This window comes from Streptomyces sp. NPDC039424, from assembly GCF_055639495.1.
The window spans coordinates 65,609-82,601 of the sequence record NZ_JBVKAI010000020.1 but is presented as its reverse complement, the minus strand read 5'-3'; the positions used below and the strand labels follow the sequence as shown (position 1 = coordinate 82,601).

Sequence of the window (16,993 nt, the reverse complement as noted above, 5' to 3'; positions counted from 1 at the left end):
GACTTCACAGCCGTCGTGTCCCCAGGTGACACCCCAACTCACCACAATCACAAGTACGATGATGTGTGATCAGTCTCATCGGACCGTGAAGTTGATCGGGTGTCTGTCTCGACCGCTTCGGCAGCAAGGATCGAGGGATCACATGTCGTCCTGCTTCACCGACCTGGCCCAGCAGTACATCGACGGTGAGTGGCGCCCGGGTACCGGCTCCTGGGACATCATCGACTTCAACCCGTACGACGGTGAGAAGCTGGCCTCGATCACGATAGCCACCACCGACGAGGTCGACGAGGCCTACCGGGCGGCGGCCCGCGCGAAGCGGGAATGGGCCGAGACCAACCCCTACACCCGCCGCGTCTTCTTCGAGAAGGTCCTGCGCCTCGTCGAGGAGCGGGAGACCGAGATCACCGAGATGATCATCGCGGAGCTCGGTGGCACCCGGATGAAGGCGCAGCTGGAACTGCACCTGGCCAAGGAGTTCCTGCGCGAGTCGGCCCAGTTGGCGCTGCGCTGCGAGGGCCGGTTCCTGCCCTCGCCGATCGACGGCAAGGAGAACCGCCTCTACCGCGTCCCGGTAGGCGTGGTGGGCGTCATCAGCCCCTTCAACTTCCCGTTCCTGCTGTCGGTCAAGCCGGTGGCCTCGGCCCTCGCCCTCGGCAACGCCGTCGTCCTCAAGCCGCACCAGGACACCCCGATCTGCGGCGGCACGCTGCTCGCGAAGCTCTTCGAGGACGCCGGTCTGCCGCCCGGCCTGCTGAACGTGGTGCTCACCGACATAGCCGAGATAGGCGACGCCTTCATCGAGCACCCCGTCCCCAAGCTGATCTCCTTCACCGGCTCCGACAAGGTCGGCCGGCACATCGCCACCGTGTGCGCCGCGCAGCTCAAGCGCACGGTCCTCGAACTGGGCGGCAACAGCGCGCTGGTGGTGCTGGACGACGCCGACGTCGACTACGCGGTCGACGCGGCCGTCTTCAGCCGGTACGCCGACCAGGGCCAGGTCTGTATGGCCGCCAACCGCGTCCTGGTGGACCGGTCGGTGGCGGACGAGTTCACCGAGAAGTTCGTCGCCAAGGTCAGAACGCTGAAGACCGGTGACCCGAGCGACCCGCAGACGGTCATCGGTCCGGTCATCAACTCCCTTCAGGCGAACACCATCTCGGCCACCATCGAGCAGGCCGTGGCCGAGGGCGCCACGCTCCTCGTACGCGGCTCGACCACCGACAACCTGGTGGAGCCCTCCGTCCTGACGGACGTGCCCTCCGGCTCCTCCCTCCTGCACAAGGAGATCTTCGGGCCCGTGGCCCTGCTCGTCCCCTTCGACGGCGAGGAGGAGGCGGTCCGCATCGTCAACGACACGCCCTACGGCCTGAGCGGCGCCGTCCACACCGCGGACGTCGAACGGGGTGTGTCCTTCGCCAAGCGGATCGACACCGGCATGTTCCATGTGAACGACGGCACGATCCACGACGAGCCGCTGGTCCCCTTCGGCGGCGAGAAGCACTCCGGGATCGGCCGGCTGAACGGCGAGACGACGCTGGACGCCTTCACCACGCTGAAGTGGATCTCGGTGCAGTACGGGCGGAGCGCCTTTCCGTTCTGAGTCCGGTCCCGTAGTCGCGGACAGAAGCTGACCGCAAGGGTCCGTAACGTCGTCGGTGTCAGGCAGGAACCCCCGATGAAAGGCGGACGGTCATGGTCACTCACGTGCGAGCCGAGGCGCAGGGCGACGAGCGGGGAGCGCTGCTCTCCTTCCTCGCGGAGCAGCGCGGCGGCATCCGGCGGGCGGTGCTGGGGCTGAGCGAGGAGCAGGCCGCGAGCCGGCCCAGCGCCAGCGAGCTGTCCCTGGGCGGGCTGGTCAAGCATGTCGCGGAGGTCGAGCAGGGCTGGATCGCCCGCGCCAAGGGCGAGCCGCCGGCGGTCAAGCGGGACGAGTCGAACTGGCACGAGTGCTTCCAGCTGGCCGACGGCGAGACCCTCGCCTCGCAGCTGGCGTACTGGGAGGAGGTCGCCGCCGAGACGGAGGCCTTCATCCGCTCCGCGCCGAGCCTGGACGACACCTTCCCGCTGCCGAACGACCCCTGGTTCCCGCCGGACGAGGCCGTCTCGCTGCGCTGGCTGTGCCTGCACCTGATCCGGGAGACCGCCCGGCACGCGGGCCACGCCGACATCATCCGGGAGTCGCTGGACGGGAAGACGGCGTTCGAGCTGGTTGCTCTCGCCGAGAACTGAGGTCATAACCTGGACCGCATGTCAACGATCCGTCTCCTCGTGCTGGGCGCGGTCCGCCAGCACGGGCGGGCCCACGGCTACCAGGTGCGCAACGACCTGGAGTACTGGGGCGCGCACGAGTGGTCCAACGCCAAGCCCGGCTCGATCTACCACGCCCTGAAGCAGATGGCCAAGCAGGGGCTGCTGCACGCGCACGAGATCGCGCCGTCCACGGCCGGGGGCCCGCCGCGCACCGAGTACGAGATCACCGACTGGGGGACGGAGGAGTTCTTCCGGCTGCTGCGCGAGTCCCTGGTCTCCTACGACCAGAAGATGGACATCCAGTCGGCGGGGATCGGCTTCCTGGTCGAGCTGGAGCGGGACGAGGCGGTGGCCCTGCTCAAGGAGCGGATCCGGCGGATCGGGCAGTGGCGGTCCGCCGTGACCGAGCACTACATCCCCGAGAACGGGCCCGAACAGCTGGGCCACATCGGGGAGATCATGAACCTGTGGGTCCACACGGCCGACTCGGACGCCGCCTGGACCCGCGGGCTCATCGAACGCCTCGAAGGCGGCGCCTACACCTTCGCCGGCGAGGGCGAACCGTTCGTCGGCGTCCTGGCCGAGGGCGAGGAGAACCCGTACGCGACGGGGCAGCGGCATCCGGAAGACAGTCACTGATCAAGTTTGACCAATGCCCCGCTGGGCATTACCTTCACCGGGTAATCAAATTTGACTACACAGATCGGCGAGGGGGAGTGGCAAGTGGCCGGCACGGCTATCACCGTCGAGGGCGCACGCAAGGCCTACGGCGGCAAACAGGCACTGGACGGGCTCGACCTCCAGGTCACCCGCGGCACGGTGCACGGACTGCTCGGCCCCAACGGCGCGGGCAAGACCACCCTGGTCCGGATCCTGTCCACCCTGCTCCGGCCGGACGGCGGCCGGATCACGGTCGCCGGGCACGATGTGCCGACCGAGGCCCGCGCGGTCCGCCGGCGCATCGGCCTGCTCGGCCAGCACGCGGCCCTCGACGAGGAACTCGACGGCCGCCAGAACCTGGAGATGTTCGCCCGCCTCCACCACCTGGGCGCCCGCCCCGCCCGCGTACGCGCAGGCGAGCTCCTGGAGCGCTTCGGCCTCGACGGCACCGGCCGCAAGCCGGTCGGCCGCTACAGCGGCGGCATGCGGCGCCGCCTCGACCTCGCCGCGGCCCTGATCACCGAACCCGAGGTGCTCTTCCTCGACGAACCGACCACCGGCCTCGACCCGCGCGGCCGGGCCGAGGTGTGGTCGTCCGTCCGCTCCCTGGTCGGCGGCGGTACGACGGTGCTGCTGACCACCCAGTACCTGGAGGAGGCCGACCAGCTCGCCGACCGCATCTCGGTCCTCGACCACGGCCGCGTCATCGCCGACGGCACGGCCGACGACCTCAAGGCCATGACCGGCGGCGACCGCATCGACGTCGTCCTGCGCGACGCCGGCCAGCTCGGCGCCGCCGTCGCCCTGCTGCCGCTCCCGCCCGAGGACATCTCCGTCGACCCCGACCGCCGACTGCTCAGCGCCCCGGTCACCGACCGGATGGCGGCACTCTCCGGGGTCGTACGGGCCCTGGAGTCCGCCGGCGTCGAGGCGGTGGACGTGGCCCTGCGCCGCCCCACGCTGGACGAGGTGTTCCTGCACCTCACGGGAGGCGGCGACCGCACGGACCGTACGAAGGAGACCCTGTGAGCACCTACTTCGTGGCCGACTCCTGGACCATGACCCGCCGCGAACTCGCCCACTGGGCACGGCGGCCCGGGCAGGTGCTGATCGCCCTGGTCTTCCCCGTGATGCTGCTGCTGATGTTCGGCTATCTGGTGGGCGGCGGCCGGGGTGTGCGCGGCGACTACGTCGACTACCTGGTGCCCGGCATGCTCGCGCTCACCATGGCCTTCGGCCTGGAGGGCACCATGCTCGCGGTCACCCAGGATCTCAACAAGGGCGTCATCGACCGCTTCCGCTCGATGCCGATGGCGGACGGGGCGGTGCTGGTGGGTCGTTCGGCTGCCGACATGCTCCAGTCGGCGGTGGCGCTCGCGCTGATGACCGGGGTGGCGTACGCGCTGGGCTGGCGCGCGCACGGCGGCCCCGGCGCCTTCCTGGCCGCCTTCGGGCTGCTGCTCCTGTTCCGCTTCGCCATGCTGTGGGTCGGCATCCACCTCGCCCTGCTCGCGGGCAAGCCGGAGCTGGTGCAGGCCGTGCAGATCCTGGTCTGGCCGGTCGGCTTCCTCTCCAACGCCTTCGCCACCCCCGCCGCCATGCCCGACTGGCTCGGCACGGCCGTCCAGTGGAACCCCCTGTCCCAGACGGCGGCGGCCGTACGCGACCTGCTCGGCGGCTCCGGCGGCGAACCGGGGCACACCTGGGCGGCCCTCGCCTGGCCGCTCGCCCTGCTGGCGGTGTTCTTCCCGCTGGCGGTACGGAAGTTCGCGCGCCTGGGCCGTTAGGACACGGCCTAGGAGACGGCCTAGTGGTGGAACCCGGTGGCCGTGCCCTTGTCGCGCGTCACCGGACGCGGCTGCCGGCGCAGTTCCGGTAGCAGGCGGCCCAGGTCCTCGACGAAGAGCTCGGCGAGGTCGACGGAGAAGCCGTTGCGGCAGACCACCCGCAGGACGGACAGGTCCTCCCGCTTGGGCGGGAAGGTGTAGGCGGGCACCAGCCAGCCCGCCTCCCGCAGGCGCCGGGAGACGTCGAACACGTCGTACGAGGTGACGTCCTCGGCGGTGGTGAAGGCGAACACCGGCAGTTCGTCGCCCCGGGTCAGCAGCCGGAAGTCGCCGAGCGCCTCGATCCGGTCGGCGAGCTGCCGCGCGACGTCCCGCGTGGTCTGCTGCACGGCCCGGAAGCCCTCCCGGCCCAGCCGCAGGAACGTGTAGTACTGGGCGACCACCTGGGCGCCCGGCCGGGAGAAGTTGAGGGCGAAGGTCGGCATGTCGCCGCCCAGGTAGTTGACGCGGAACACCAGCTCCTCGGGGAGGGACTCCTTGTCCCGCCACAGCGCCCAGCCGACCCCGGGGTAGACCAGCCCGTACTTGTGCCCCGAGGTGTTGATCGAGGCGACGCGCGGGAGGCGGAAGTCCCACACCAGGTCCTTGTCCAGGAAGGGCGCGATCATGGCGCCGGACGCGCCGTCCACATGCACGGGGACGTCGAGACCGGTGCGCGCCTGGAGATCGTCCAGGGCCGCGCACAGGTCCGCGATCGGCTCGTACGACCCGTCGAAGGTGGAGCCGAGGACGCCGACGACCCCGATGGTGTTCTCGTCGCACAGCTCGGCCGCCGCCTGCGGGTCGAGGTGGTACCGGTCGCCCTCCATCGGCACCTGGCGGGCCTCCACCTCCCAGAAGTTGCAGAACTTGTCCCAGCAGACCTGGACGTTGACGCCCATGACGAGGTTCGGGCGGGCGGTCGGCGAGGGGTAGCGGTCGCCGTTGCGCCGCGCCCAGCGCCGCTTGAGCGCCATCCCGGCGAGCATGCACGCCTCACTGGAGCCGGTCGTCGAACAGCCCACCGCGGCGGCCGGGTCCGGCGCGTGCCACAGGTCGGCGAGCATCGCCACACAGCGCCGCTCCAGCTCGGCGGTGCGCGGGTACTCGTCCTTGTCGATCATGTTCTTGTCCCGGCACTCGGCCATCAGCACCCCGGCCTGCGGCTCCATCCAGGTGGTGACGAAGGTGGCCAGGTTCAGCCGCGAGTTGCCGTCCAGCATCAGCTCGTCGTGGACCAGCTGGTACGCGGTCGACGGCGGCAGCGGCGCCTTTGGCAGCCGTTGCTTGGGCGGGGCCTCGGTCATGTCCGCGACCGGGTTCGCCTCGCCGAAGAACGGGTTGACCGACAGGGGCCGCTCGTCGTGCTTCCCGGGGCCTTTGTGCAGTGCCATGGAGGTGCCTTCCTGAAGGGGTCTCGACAGGGTCAGCGGACCGAGGTTCCGTCCTCGTGCAACTGCATCTGGGGCCGCCCCGTGACCAGCAGCCAGGCCGGCAGCGAGGCGATGCAGAGCACGGCGAGGACCGTCGGCGAGGCCACGATGATCGCGGCCGTGAACAGGCTCACCCAGGCCTGCCGGGTGATCGCCAGGAGCATGCCCAGCACGCCCGCCGCCACGCCCAGCGCGGGATCGACGGCGGGCACGCACGCGTGCGCGCACAGACCGAGCGCGACACCGATGAACACGGACGGGAAGATCCGCCCGCCGCGGAAGCCGCAGGACGCGGCGACCAGCAGTGCGGCCGTCTTCACCACCGCGAAGACCGCGAGCCGCCCGGCGGAGTAGCCCTCGGGATCCCGCGCCAGCTCCGCGGCCTGGGCCAGTCCCTTGAAGAGCGTCAGCTGCCCGCCCAGGGCGGCCAGCAGCCCCAGCACGAGCCCGCCGGCCGGCAGGGCCAGCATCGGGTGCCGCAGCCGCCGGAAGCCGCCGTGCACATACGGGAAGGCGTACACGGCGCACAGCCCCAGCAGGGCCGCCGCGGGCGCGATCACCAGGGCGGCCACGAGATCACCCCAGTCCGGTCGGCCCAACGGGGGCAGACCGAGGTCCAGGGCGGGGTGGGCCACCAGGGCGGCGGTCAGCGCGCCCGCCGCCGCGGCGACCAGCGGAGCGAACACGTTGTCCCACAGCGCCCCCTTGAGCGGCCGTCCGGCCAGCGCCTCGGAGATCACCAGCGCCGCCGCCACCGGCGTGCCGAAGAGCGCGCCGATCGTCGCCGACTCCGCCAGCATGGCCCACAGGCCGCCCGGCAGCCGGGGGATGAGCCGCTGCCCGAGCCAGAGCGCGAGCCCGACGTTCACCACGATGATCGGGTTCTCCGGCCCGAGACTGGGTCCGCCCGCGAGCATCAGCACGGTCGCCAGCAGCAGTCCCGGCAGCACGGCGGGCGGCAGCGGCACGGCGTGCAGCGACAACGTGGCCGGGTCCGGACCCGCGTGCCCGGGCACCTTCCACACCACCAGCCCGACCAGTGCACCCGTCGCTGTGAGCATCACCAGCATCCACAGCACCGAGTACCGGCCCACCCCGAGCGCGTCCGGCAGGTCCGTCCACAGCACGTCCTGGAGCCGCTCGGCCACCCCGCTCACCAGCAGCAACAGCAGGCAGGACCCGATCCCGACGACCAGAGCGGGCAGGATCAGCGGCAACAGGGCACGCGCGGTCGTCGCCGGGGCGGTCGGGGGCTTCTGCCGCGCGGTGTCCTGGGCCACGAGATCACCATAAGCGGACAAAACCGGCGCAACATCCCGAGGGAAACGGGCTTGCACCTCACGTCACGTGAGGGTCCACCGTGGAGTGCGTACCGAGAGAAGGAGCGGAAGTGAGCTACTCCGTCGGACAGGTCGCCGGGTTCGCCGGGATCACGGTGCGCACCCTGCACCACTACGACGAGATCGGCCTGCTCGTCCCGAGCGAGCGCAGCCACGCGGGTCACCGGCGCTACGGCGACGCCGACCTCGACCGGCTGCAGCAGATCCTGTTCTACCGGGAGCTCGGCTTCCCGCTCGACGAGGTCGCGGCCCTGCTCGACGACCCGCAGGCGGACCCGCGCGCACACCTGCGCCGCCAGCACGAACTGCTGACCGCCCGGATCGAGAAGCTGCAGAAGATGGCCGCGGCCGTGGAGCAAGCCATGGAGGCACGCAAGATGGGCATCAACCTGACACCCGAGGAACGGTTCGAGGTCTTCGGGGATGACGACCCCGCGCGGTACGCCGAGGAGACCGAGCGGCGCTGGGGCGGCACGGAGGCCTACGCCGAGTCGCAGCGCCGCGCCGCCCGCTACACCAAGGACGACTGGAAGCGCATGCAGGCCGAAGCCGACGCCTGGGCCGAACGCTACAAGGCCCTGATGGCCGCCGGGGAGCCGCCGACCGGAGAGGCGGCCATGGACCGGGCCGAGGAGCACCGGCGGCACATCGGCACATGGTTCTACGACTGCCCGTACGAGATGCACCGTTGCCTCGGCGACATGTACGTCTCCGACGAGCGCTTCAAGGCGTACTTCGACTCCATGCGCCCGGGCTTCGCGGAGCACCTCAAGGAGGCGATCACCGCGAACGCGGCCCGGCACACCTCGTGACCCCCTGGCCCGGGGTCACTCCCGGGCCAGGACCACCGCCGTCCCGTACGCGCACACCTCCGTGCCCACGTCCGCGGCCTCCGTCACATCGAAGCGGAACATCAGCACTCCATTGGCCCCACGCGCGCGTGCCTGCTCGACGAGCCGCTCCATGGCCTGGTTACGGGTCTGCACGAGGGTCTTGGTCAGCCCTTTGAGCTCACCGCCGATCATCGACTTCAGTCCGGCGCCGATCTGACTGCCCAGGTGCCGCGAGCGCACGGTCAGCCCGAACACCTCGCCGATCACCTGCTGCACCCGGTACCCGGGTACGTCGTTGGTGGTCACTACCAGTACGTCCGACTGGGGCCCCTGGCCGCCGCCGTATTCATCGATGCCCATGGCTCACAGCTTTGTGCCAGTCGCCGCACAGTGCATCCTGGAGGCACCGGTGGAACCTGGGGCGGACACATCACGTTGATAGCTTGGGCGTCCGCGCGAGGACGCCGCCTTGCCTTCACCCCTCAGGAGCCCGGAACCGTGACGACGCTCGCCCTCGGCCCGAGCTGGCTGGACCCCAACTACCTGCTCGACACGTACAGCATCTGGGGCCTGCTCCTCATCGTGTTCGCCGAGTCAGGCCTGCTCATCGGCTTCTTCCTGCCGGGTGACTCGCTGCTGTTCACCTGCGGTCTGCTGATCACGTCCGGCGACCTGGACTTCCCGCTGTGGGCCGCGATCGCCCTCATCTGCGTCGCCGCGATCCTCGGCGACCAGGCGGGTTACATGTTCGGCAAGAAGGTCGGACCGTCCCTCTTCAACCGCCCGGACTCCCGCCTGTTCAAGCAGGAGAACGTCACCAAGGCGCACGAGTTCTTCGAGAAGTACGGCCCCAAGTCCCTGGTCCTGGCCCGCTTCGTGCCCATCGTGCGCACGTTCACGCCGATCATCGCCGGCGTCAGCGGCATGAAGTACCGCTCGTTCCTGACCTTCAACGTCATCGGCGGCGTCCTGTGGGGCGCGGGTGTGACCCTGCTCGGCTCCTGGCTGGGCAACGTCGGCTTCGTCAACAAGCACATCGAGTTGATCCTCATCTTGATCGTGCTCGTCTCGGTGGTCCCGATCGCCATCGAGTTCCTGCGCGCCCGCTCCAAGGCCAAGAACGCCCCGCCCGCCGAGCAGCGGCAGCCGCTCCAGCAGCAGCCCCCGGTCATGGACGACGCCACGACCCGGCTGCGCCGCATCGAGCCGGTCCAGCAGGAGCAGCAGTACGGCTCCCCCCAGGGGTACGACGAGTACTACGGCCAGCAGTACCCGCAGCAGCAGTACGGCGACCACCAGCAGAACCCGCAGAACCAGCAGAACCCTTACGGCTACGACCAGGGCGGCTACGACCAGGGCAACTACGGCCAGGGCAACTACGGCCAGGGCGGCTATGACCAGGGCAGCTACGGCCAGGGCGGCTACGACCAGGGCAATTACCGCCGGTAGGTACTCAGAAGCCCCTGGTCCGCTTGGCGGCCCGCCGCCCCTCGGCGGAGCCGAACCGCAGGAACAGCCGCGAGATCTCCGAGCCCAGATTGACCCCGATGGCGATGGCCATGGCGAGTGACGCCGCCTTGGCCAACGACACCAGACCCTTGTCGACCTCGTTCTGCGCCATCGACAACAGCCCGAAGTACGTGGCCGATCCCGGCAGCAACGGCCCGATCGCCGCCGTCGTGTACGGCAGCGCCGACGCGAACCGGTACCGCGACAGCAGCTGTCCGAACAGCCCCACCAGCCCCGCCGCCACGGCCGTGGAGGCCACCGGCGAGATACCGCCGGCGTAGTGCATCGCCCCGTACACCGACCAGGCGACACCCCCGTTGAGGGTCACGGCAAGCACGGTGGACCGCTCCTGCTGGAGCAGCACGGCGAAGGTCAGCGACAGCAGCATCGACGCCGCGATCTGCAGCAGCGGCCGCTCGGCGAGGTTCAGCGCCGCGTCCGGATTGAGCTTGGCGCCCACCTTCACGCCGAAGTACAGCATCACCAGCACCCCGACGACGATGCCGACGAAGAAGTACATGACCTCCAGCAGCCGTGCGGAGGCGGTGATGTAGAAGCCGGTCAGCCCGTCCTGCACGCCCGCCACCAGCGCCCGCCCCGGCAGCAGCGCGAACAGCCCACCGGTGATGACCGCGGACGCCACCACGTCGACGTGCGCCAGCGTGAGCGCCACCCCGATCGCCGCGGGCGGCATCGCGGCCACCGTGAACTGGTAGAACTCCGGCAGCCCGCGTCCCGCGCACAGCCACGCCAGCCGGTCGCCGAGTATGGCGCCCAGCGCGGCGGCCACGAACACGATCGCGTCACCGCCGACGAGCAGGGAAGCCGCCCCGGCCAGCAGCCCGGCAGCCGAGGTCAGCGCCCATCCGGGGTAGGGATGCCGGTTCCGGCGGATCTCGGCGAGGCGCCGGTAGGCCTCCTCCAGCGAGATATGGGTCTCCGGGTCGGTCAGGTCGTCCACGAGCCGGAAGACGGCCGCCAGCCGCGTGTAGTCGGTGCCCCGGCGCCGCACCGTCCGGGACGCAGTGACCGGGTCCTCCACCAGCGACGGCTGGTGCGAGATGGACAGCAGCGTGAAGGTGACGTTCGGCTCGCACCGGTCCAGCCCGTACGACCGGCACACCGCGAACATCGCGGCCTCCACGTCCTCGGCGTTCTCCCCGCCCGCGAGCAGCAGCTCGCCGATACGCAGCGTCAGGTCGAGCACGCGCGGGACGGCCGGGCCGCCCTCCTCCTCCGCCTTCTGCACCGGCTCCGGCGCGGGCCGCTCCGTCACCGGCATGCGCAGCATCGTGCGCATCCGGTCCTGCCAGGGAGCGTCCTTGATCAGGCTGACGGCCGGGATGCCGGTCGGCGGGGTGAAGGCGGGCGGGGCCTGCTGGGCGCTGTAGGTGCTGGGCGTGCTGAACGCCGACCCCTCCGGTTCGGGGCTCGGCGGCTGTGGCGCGCCCAGCCCCTTCGGCACCGCGAACTCGGAGGTCGTCTCGGACTCACTGCCGGCCCTGGGCGCGGCCAGTCCCTCGGGAACCGCGAACTCGGACGTGATCTCGGGGTCGTACGAGCTCCTCGCCTCGTCCGACCGAGGCTTGCGGTCCTGCGCCTCCGTCACTCCGCAACGCTCCCTGAACGACACCTCCCGTAGGCCTCAGTATGCGCGTAGGTACGCAGACGGGCCGTGGCACCCCACCAGGGTGCCGCGGCCCGCCGACGACGAAACCTGCGGGTCAGTGACCGCCCTGCTCCTTGAAGCGCTTGTAGGACCGCTCGATCTCCGCCTCGGCGTCCGTGCGGCCGACCCAGTTGGCACCCTCGACCGACTTGCCGGGCTCCAGGTCCTTGTAGACCTCGAAGAAGTGCTGGATCTCCAGGCGGTCGAACTCCGAGACGTGGTGGATGTCGCGCAGGTGCTCCACACGCGGGTCGTGCGCCGGGACGCACAGCAGCTTGTCGTCGCCGCCGGCCTCGTCCGTCATACGGAACATGCCGATGGCGCGGCACTGGATGAGGCAGCCCGGGAAGGTCGGCTCGTCCAGGATGACCAGCGCGTCGAGCGGGTCGCCGTCCTCGCCGAGGGTGTTCTCGACGAAGCCGTAGTCGGCCGGGTAGCTGGTCGAAGTGAAGAGACGACGGTCCAGGCGGATCCGACCGGTCTCGTGGTCCACCTCGTACTTGTTCCGCGAACCCTTCGGAATCTCGATCGTGACGTCGAACTCCACCGGTGGCTCCTCCATGATCAGCACATAGTTCTGGTGATTAAGTGTCCCTCACGCAGGTGTGTGATCGCGAAAGGGGCTGGTGTCGTGCCAGAGCTGAGGCCTTGGCGAGCCGCGAGACCGCACGTGGTGCGGATCGCGGACGCGGTACGACCGCGACTGGCACGGGCCGCCACGGCCGCGAAACCGCAGGTCGCGCGGGTGACGCGGGCCGTGCGACCGCGCCTCGCACGGATCACGCGGTCCACGAACCCCACACGGTTCCCGGCAGCCTCCCGGCCGACGGCCCTCAGGACCTGGCAGTACACCGCCGGCGCCGCCACCGCCGGACTGGCACTGGCCGCCGGTGTGGTGACCGCCGCCGGTCCCTGGGACGCCACCGGTCAGCGTACGGCCGAGCGCGACCGGGCCGCCGCCCTGGAGCGGTCAGGTGGCACAGATCACGGCGGCGACACCGGTACGGCGGCCGACGGGCCCCGGCCCGCCCCCAGCGCCGCGTCCGTCCTGACCGGCCTCGGCGGCGCCGCGAACACCGTGAAGTCCGCCCCCGCCGAAAAGGCCCTCGCGGACGTCCTGGATCCCCTCCTGGACTCCCCGGCGCTCGGCCGCGTCCGTACGGCGGCGGTCGTCGACGTGGCGACCGGCAGGCGCCTGTACGGCACCGGCGCCGGCAAGGCCCTGACCCCCGCCTCCACCACCAAGATCGCCACCGCCGTCGCCGCCCTGTCCGCGCTGGGCCCCGACCACCGCCTCACCACCCGCACGGCGCTCGAACCGGACACGAAGGAGCTCGTCCTGGTCGGCCGCGGCGACCCCACCCTGACCGCCCACAAGGAGGCCGACGGCTGGGCGAGTCTGCGCACGCTCGCCGCGGAGACGGCGAAGGCGCTGCGGGGGCGCGGCATCCGCGAGGTGACGCTCTCGTACGACACCACCCGCTACCCGGAAACGGCCGCGGGCCCCGACCTCCACCCCATCGGTGTCAACGACAACATCGCCCCCGTCAGCGCACTGACGGCCGACGAGGGCCGCACCGACGACTCCACCAGCGGTCCGGTGACCCGGGTGACCGACCCGGCGGCGGACGCGGCCCGCAAGTTCGCGGCCCTCCTCGACGAGGACGGCATCAGGACGACCTCCCCCGGCCCGTCCAAGGCCACCAGCCGCGCCAGCACCCTGGCCACCGTCTCCTCGCCCCCGCTGTCCGCCCTGGTCGAACGGATGCTGACCAACAGCGACAACGACATCGCCGAGGCCCTGGCCCGCCAGACCGCCCTCGGGACCGGTCGGCAACCGACCTTCGCCGGCGGCGCCGCGGCCATCGCCGCACAGCTGAAGAAGCTCGGCCTGCCGATGTCCGGCGCCGAGTTCCACGACGGCAGCGGCCTCGACCGCGACGACAGACTGACGGCGAACCTCCTGACCGCCCTCCTCGTCAAGGCCGGCTCCCCCTCCCGCCCCGAACTCCGCCCCGCCCTCACCGGCCTCCCCGTCGCGGGCTTCACCGGCACCCTGACCAGCCGCTACACCGACGGCGCGGCCGGCCTCGTACGCGCCAAGACGGGCACCCTGACCGGCGTCAACACCCTGGCCGGCACGGTCGTCGACCACGACGGCCGCCTCCTCGCCTTCGCCTTCCTGACCTCCGACACGACGGACCCCACAGAAGCCCAGGCGGCCCTGGACCGCACGGCAACGGCGTTGGCGGAGTGCGGCTGCGGCTGACGGCAGCCCCGGCCCACCGCAGGTACCCCGGCCACCACCGGACGCCCTCACCCCTACCGCCCCACGCCCTGCCCCCAGCGGCGGCGCTCACGTACGGTTGACACATGACGAGCATCGGTGGTGCCGCTTCTTCAGGGATGGTCGACTGGAACCTCGCGGTGGCGACCGCGACCCGGCTCGTACGGCCGGGCCCCGAGGTGAGCCGCGACGAGGCCAGGGCCGTCGTCGCGGAGCTGCGCCGCCACGCGAAGGTCTCGGAGGAACACGTCCGGGCCTTCACCCGTATGGACACCGAGGACGCCCGCGACACACCGATCCTGGTCGTCGACCGCCCGGGCTGGGTCCGGGCCAACGTCGCCGGGTTCCGGGAGATCCTCAAGCCGCTGCTGGAGAAGATGCAGGAGCGCCGCGGCGGCACCCCCGGCGGCGCGGTCCTCGGCGCCGTCGGCGGCAAGGTGACCGGCGTCGAACTGGGCATGCTGCTGTCCTTCCTGGCCTCCCGCGTCCTCGGCCAGTACGAGACCTTCGCCCCCGCCGCCCGCGACCTCCCTTCGAGCGGCAACGGCGGCGGCCGGCTGCTCCTGGTCGCCCCCAACATCGTCCACGTGGAGCGCGAACTCGACGTCGAGCCCCACGACTTCCGCCTGTGGGTGTGCCTGCACGAGGAGACGCACCGCACGCAGTTCACCGCCGTGCCCTGGCTGCGCGACCACCTCGAGGGCGAAATCCAGTCTTTCTTGGCGGAGACCGACGTCGACCCGATGACCGTCCTGGAACGCGTCCGGGAGGCCGCCCAGTCGCTCGCCGGGGGTCGCCCCGAGGGCGAGGAGGGCGAGGACGGCGGCCGGTCCTTCGTGGAACTGGTGCAGACCCCGGCCCAGCGCGAGATCCTCGGCCGCCTCACCGCCGTGATGTCCCTCCTGGAGGGCCACGCCGACTTCGTGATGGACGGGGTCGGCCCGGAAGTCGTACCGACCGTCGCGGAGATCCGCGAGAAGTTCCAGCAGCGCCGCGCGAAGGGCGCCTCCCGCCTCGACCTGGCCCTGCGCAAGCTGCTCGGCCTGGATGCCAAGCTCCGGCAGTACCGGGACGGCGAACGCTTCGTACGGGCCGTCGTCGACCAGGTCGGCATGGACGGCTTCAACCGGGTGTGGACCTCTCCGAACACGTTGCCGACCAAGGCGGAGATCGCCAAACCGGCGGACTGGGTCGCACGGGTGCACCGCAAGGCCGATTCGTGAACGCCGGTGCGGAAGTTGTGAAACGAATCCGGCCGACGGCAGGCGAACGCCCCTTCAATCACCCGTCCGAGGGACCGTGAGCGATGGGTAGGCGTGCGATGCTCGGGGAACGGCCCGTTTCTGTCACCATCGACACACTCTGAGTGACCGATCTCGGGTTCACCCCCCGAAAACTTCATGAAGGGAACCGGACATGGGTCCCCATCCTGCGGTCGCGGCGATACGCCTGGCGGTCCGCCGCGTTCTCCACGACATCCTCAACGACCACCAGACCTCCGGCACGACCCCGGACGAGGCAGCCGAGCGTCCCCCCTCCCCGCTCGTGCTCGTGGCCTGCTCCGGCGGCGCCGACTCCATGGCCCTCGCCTCCGCTCTGGCCTTCGAAGCCCCCAAGCTCGGCATCCGCGCCGGCGGCGTCACCGTCGACCACGGCCTGCAGTCCGGCTCCGACCAGCGCGCCCAGGAGGTCGTCCTCAGGCTGCGCGAACTCGGCCTCGACCCCGTGGAGTCCACCGCCGTGACCGTGGGCCGCGAGGGCGGCCCCGAGGCCGCCGCCCGCGACGCCCGGTACGCCGCCCTCGACGCCGCCGCCGAACGCCACGGCGCCACCGCGATCCTGCTCGGCCACACCCGCGACGACCAGGCCGAAACCGTCCTGCTCGGCCTCGCCCGCGGCTCCGGCATCCGCTCCCTGTCCGGAATGGCCGCGGTCTCGGGGGCCGGCGGCCGTTACCGCCGCCCCTTCCTCCAGATCGACCGGCAGACCGCCCGCAAGGCCTGCATGGTCCAGTCCCTCCCCGTCTGGGACGACCCGCACAACGCGGACCCCGCCTACACCCGCTCCCGGCTCCGCCATGAGGGCCTGCCCGCCCTGGAGAAGGCGCTCGGCAAAGGCGTCGTCGAGGCCCTCGCCCGCACCGCCCAGCTCTCCCGCGACGACGCCGACGCCCTCGACGCCTGGGCCCGCCAGGCCGAGGCCTCCGTCCGTGACTCCGCCGGACTCCTGGAGTGCGCCAAGCTCTACGCCCTCCCGCCCGCCGTGCGCCGCCGCATCCTGCGCCGCGCCGCCATCGAGGCCGGTGCCCCGGCCGGTTCGCTGTTCGCCCGCCACATCGAGGAAGTGGACCGGCTGATCACCGGCTGGCGCGGTCAGGGAGCCATCAATCTCCCCGGCAAAGTCGTCGCCCGGCGGCAGGGTGGCAGACTGGTGATTCGGCAAGGCTGAATCCGTACCTCCCGCCAGGGACCGTCCGGCGTGGTTCGGGCAGCCGGAGGCCGCAAGTGCGGGACGACCGAAAGTGATGCGGGTGGACGCGAAAGACATGGGCACCGACCTCAAAGAGGTGCTCATCACCAAGGAAGAGATCGACGCGAAGCTGGCCGAGCTGGCCGCGAAGATCGACGCGGAGTACGCGGGCAAGGACCTGCTGATCGTCGGCGTCCTCAAGGGCGCGGTGATGGTCATGGCGGACCTCGCCCGGGCGCTGTCCACCCCCGTCACGATGGACTGGATGGCCGTGTCGTCGTACGGCGCGGGCACCCAGTCCTCCGGTGTCGTCCGGATCCTCAAGGACCTCGACACGGACATCAAGGGCAAGCACGTCCTGATCGTCGAGGACATCATCGACTCCGGGCTGACCCTGTCCTGGCTGCTCTCCAACCTCGGCTCCCGCGAGCCCGCCTCCCTGAAGGTGTGCACGCTGCTGCGCAAGCCCGACGCCGCCAAGGTCGCCATCGACGTGGAGTGGGTCGGCTTCGACATCCCCAACGAGTTCGTCGTGGGCTACGGCCTCGACTACGCCGAGAAGTACCGGAACCTCCCGTTCGTCGGTACGCTCGCGCCTCACGTCTACGGCGGCTGAGTCCCCGAGGGCCCAAGCTCGTAAGACGATCGGGAACCCCAGCGGGTTTCGCGCCGTTGGAGGATGCAGAGACGGGATTGCCAGCCGTCCGAGCAGCT

At 70.9% G+C, this 16,993-nt stretch carries 16 protein-coding genes; 11 read left to right on the top strand and 5 right to left on the bottom strand.

The window, feature by feature from the left end; all coding sequences use genetic code 11:
• The first annotated feature begins 142 nt into the window (after positions 1-142).
• The 5 genes from ACZ7L0_RS35325 to ACZ7L0_RS35305 all read left to right on the top strand — a co-directional run bounded on the left by ACZ7L0_RS35325 (position 143) and on the right by ACZ7L0_RS35305 (position 4,700).
• Positions 143-1,603, top strand: coding sequence for an aldehyde dehydrogenase family protein (locus ACZ7L0_RS35325; RefSeq protein ID WP_471246642.1), 1,461 nt, complete (start codon positions 143-145; stop codon positions 1,601-1,603).
• 92 nt (positions 1,604-1,695) lie between these two features.
• Entirely contained in the window at positions 1,696-2,232 is a 537-nt protein-coding gene (locus tag ACZ7L0_RS35320; RefSeq protein ID WP_471246641.1) for a DinB family protein, read from the top strand.
• Positions 2,233-2,250: 18 nt separating this feature from the next.
• On the top strand, positions 2,251-2,892 hold the full coding sequence (locus ACZ7L0_RS35315) for a PadR family transcriptional regulator (protein ID WP_471246640.1): 642 nt from the start codon (positions 2,251-2,253) through the stop codon (positions 2,890-2,892).
• A gap of 84 nt (positions 2,893-2,976) precedes the next feature.
• The gene (locus ACZ7L0_RS35310) at positions 2,977-3,942 is read left to right on the top strand and encodes an ATP-binding cassette domain-containing protein (protein WP_471246639.1); all 966 of its coding nucleotides are present in this window, start codon (positions 2,977-2,979) and stop codon (positions 3,940-3,942) included.
• A complete protein-coding gene (locus ACZ7L0_RS35305; RefSeq protein ID WP_471246638.1) occupies positions 3,939-4,700 on the top strand; it encodes an ABC transporter permease in 762 nt (253 codons plus the stop codon). Before ACZ7L0_RS35310 ends, ACZ7L0_RS35305 begins: the two co-directional genes overlap by 4 nt.
• Positions 4,701-4,720: 20 nt before the next feature.
• Here ACZ7L0_RS35305 and ACZ7L0_RS35300 read toward each other — a convergent pair whose 3' ends face one another.
• Complete coding sequence (locus tag ACZ7L0_RS35300; RefSeq protein ID WP_471246637.1) at positions 4,721-6,133, bottom strand: glutamate decarboxylase; 1,413 nt, start codon at positions 6,131-6,133, stop codon at positions 4,721-4,723.
• A 32-nt stretch (positions 6,134-6,165) separates the two neighbouring features.
• The gene (locus tag ACZ7L0_RS35295; protein ID WP_471246636.1) at positions 6,166-7,452 is read right to left on the bottom strand and encodes an ion channel protein; all 1,287 of its coding nucleotides are present in this window, start codon (positions 7,450-7,452) and stop codon (positions 6,166-6,168) included.
• A gap of 110 nt (positions 7,453-7,562) precedes the next feature.
• Between ACZ7L0_RS35295 and ACZ7L0_RS35290 the strand changes: the two genes are divergently transcribed.
• Positions 7,563-8,324: a MerR family transcriptional regulator gene (locus ACZ7L0_RS35290; RefSeq protein WP_471246635.1), complete on the top strand. Its 762-nt coding sequence runs from the start codon at positions 7,563-7,565 to the stop codon at positions 8,322-8,324.
• 15 nt (positions 8,325-8,339) lie between these two features.
• Here the strand turns inward: ACZ7L0_RS35290 and ACZ7L0_RS35285 are convergent, their stop codons facing one another.
• Positions 8,340-8,705 carry a YbjQ family protein gene (locus ACZ7L0_RS35285; RefSeq protein WP_471246634.1) on the bottom strand — a complete coding sequence of 122 codons (366 nt, stop codon included), beginning with the start codon at positions 8,703-8,705 and terminating at the stop codon, positions 8,340-8,342.
• 138 nt (positions 8,706-8,843) lie between these two features.
• Here ACZ7L0_RS35285 and ACZ7L0_RS35280 point away from each other — a divergent pair, with 138 nt between their 5' ends.
• Positions 8,844-9,794 carry a DedA family protein gene (locus ACZ7L0_RS35280; RefSeq protein ID WP_471246633.1) on the top strand — a complete coding sequence of 317 codons (951 nt, stop codon included), beginning with the start codon at positions 8,844-8,846 and terminating at the stop codon, positions 9,792-9,794.
• Positions 9,795-9,798: 4 nt separating this feature from the next.
• On the opposite strand, the gene ACZ7L0_RS35275 is transcribed toward ACZ7L0_RS35280, so the two are convergent.
• Together ACZ7L0_RS35275 and ACZ7L0_RS35270 are read right to left on the bottom strand one after the other, a co-directional pair.
• On the bottom strand, positions 9,799-11,463 hold the full coding sequence (locus ACZ7L0_RS35275) for a threonine/serine exporter family protein (protein ID WP_471246632.1): 1,665 nt from the start codon (positions 11,461-11,463) through the stop codon (positions 9,799-9,801).
• 115 nt (positions 11,464-11,578) lie between these two features.
• The gene (locus tag ACZ7L0_RS35270; protein ID WP_003991985.1) at positions 11,579-12,070 is read right to left on the bottom strand and encodes an inorganic diphosphatase; all 492 of its coding nucleotides are present in this window, start codon (positions 12,068-12,070) and stop codon (positions 11,579-11,581) included.
• A gap of 123 nt (positions 12,071-12,193) precedes the next feature.
• Here ACZ7L0_RS35270 and dacB point away from each other — a divergent pair, with 123 nt between their 5' ends.
• The 4 genes from dacB (at position 12,194) to hpt (ending at position 16,895) form a co-directional block, all read left to right on the top strand.
• Positions 12,194-13,792, top strand: a complete 1,599-nt coding sequence (dacB, locus tag ACZ7L0_RS35265) for a D-alanyl-D-alanine carboxypeptidase/D-alanyl-D-alanine endopeptidase (protein WP_471246703.1) — start codon at positions 12,194-12,196, stop codon at positions 13,790-13,792.
• A 104-nt stretch (positions 13,793-13,896) separates the two neighbouring features.
• A complete protein-coding gene (locus ACZ7L0_RS35260) occupies positions 13,897-15,033 on the top strand; it encodes a zinc-dependent metalloprotease (protein WP_471246631.1) in 1,137 nt (378 codons plus the stop codon).
• Between the two features lie 193 nt (positions 15,034-15,226).
• A complete protein-coding gene (gene tilS / locus ACZ7L0_RS35255) occupies positions 15,227-16,258 on the top strand; it encodes a tRNA lysidine(34) synthetase TilS (protein WP_471246630.1) in 1,032 nt (343 codons plus the stop codon).
• A gap of 76 nt (positions 16,259-16,334) precedes the next feature.
• Positions 16,335-16,895, top strand: a complete 561-nt coding sequence (hpt, locus tag ACZ7L0_RS35250; RefSeq protein ID WP_471246629.1) for a hypoxanthine phosphoribosyltransferase — start codon at positions 16,335-16,337, stop codon at positions 16,893-16,895.
• Positions 16,896-16,993 lie beyond the last annotated feature (98 nt).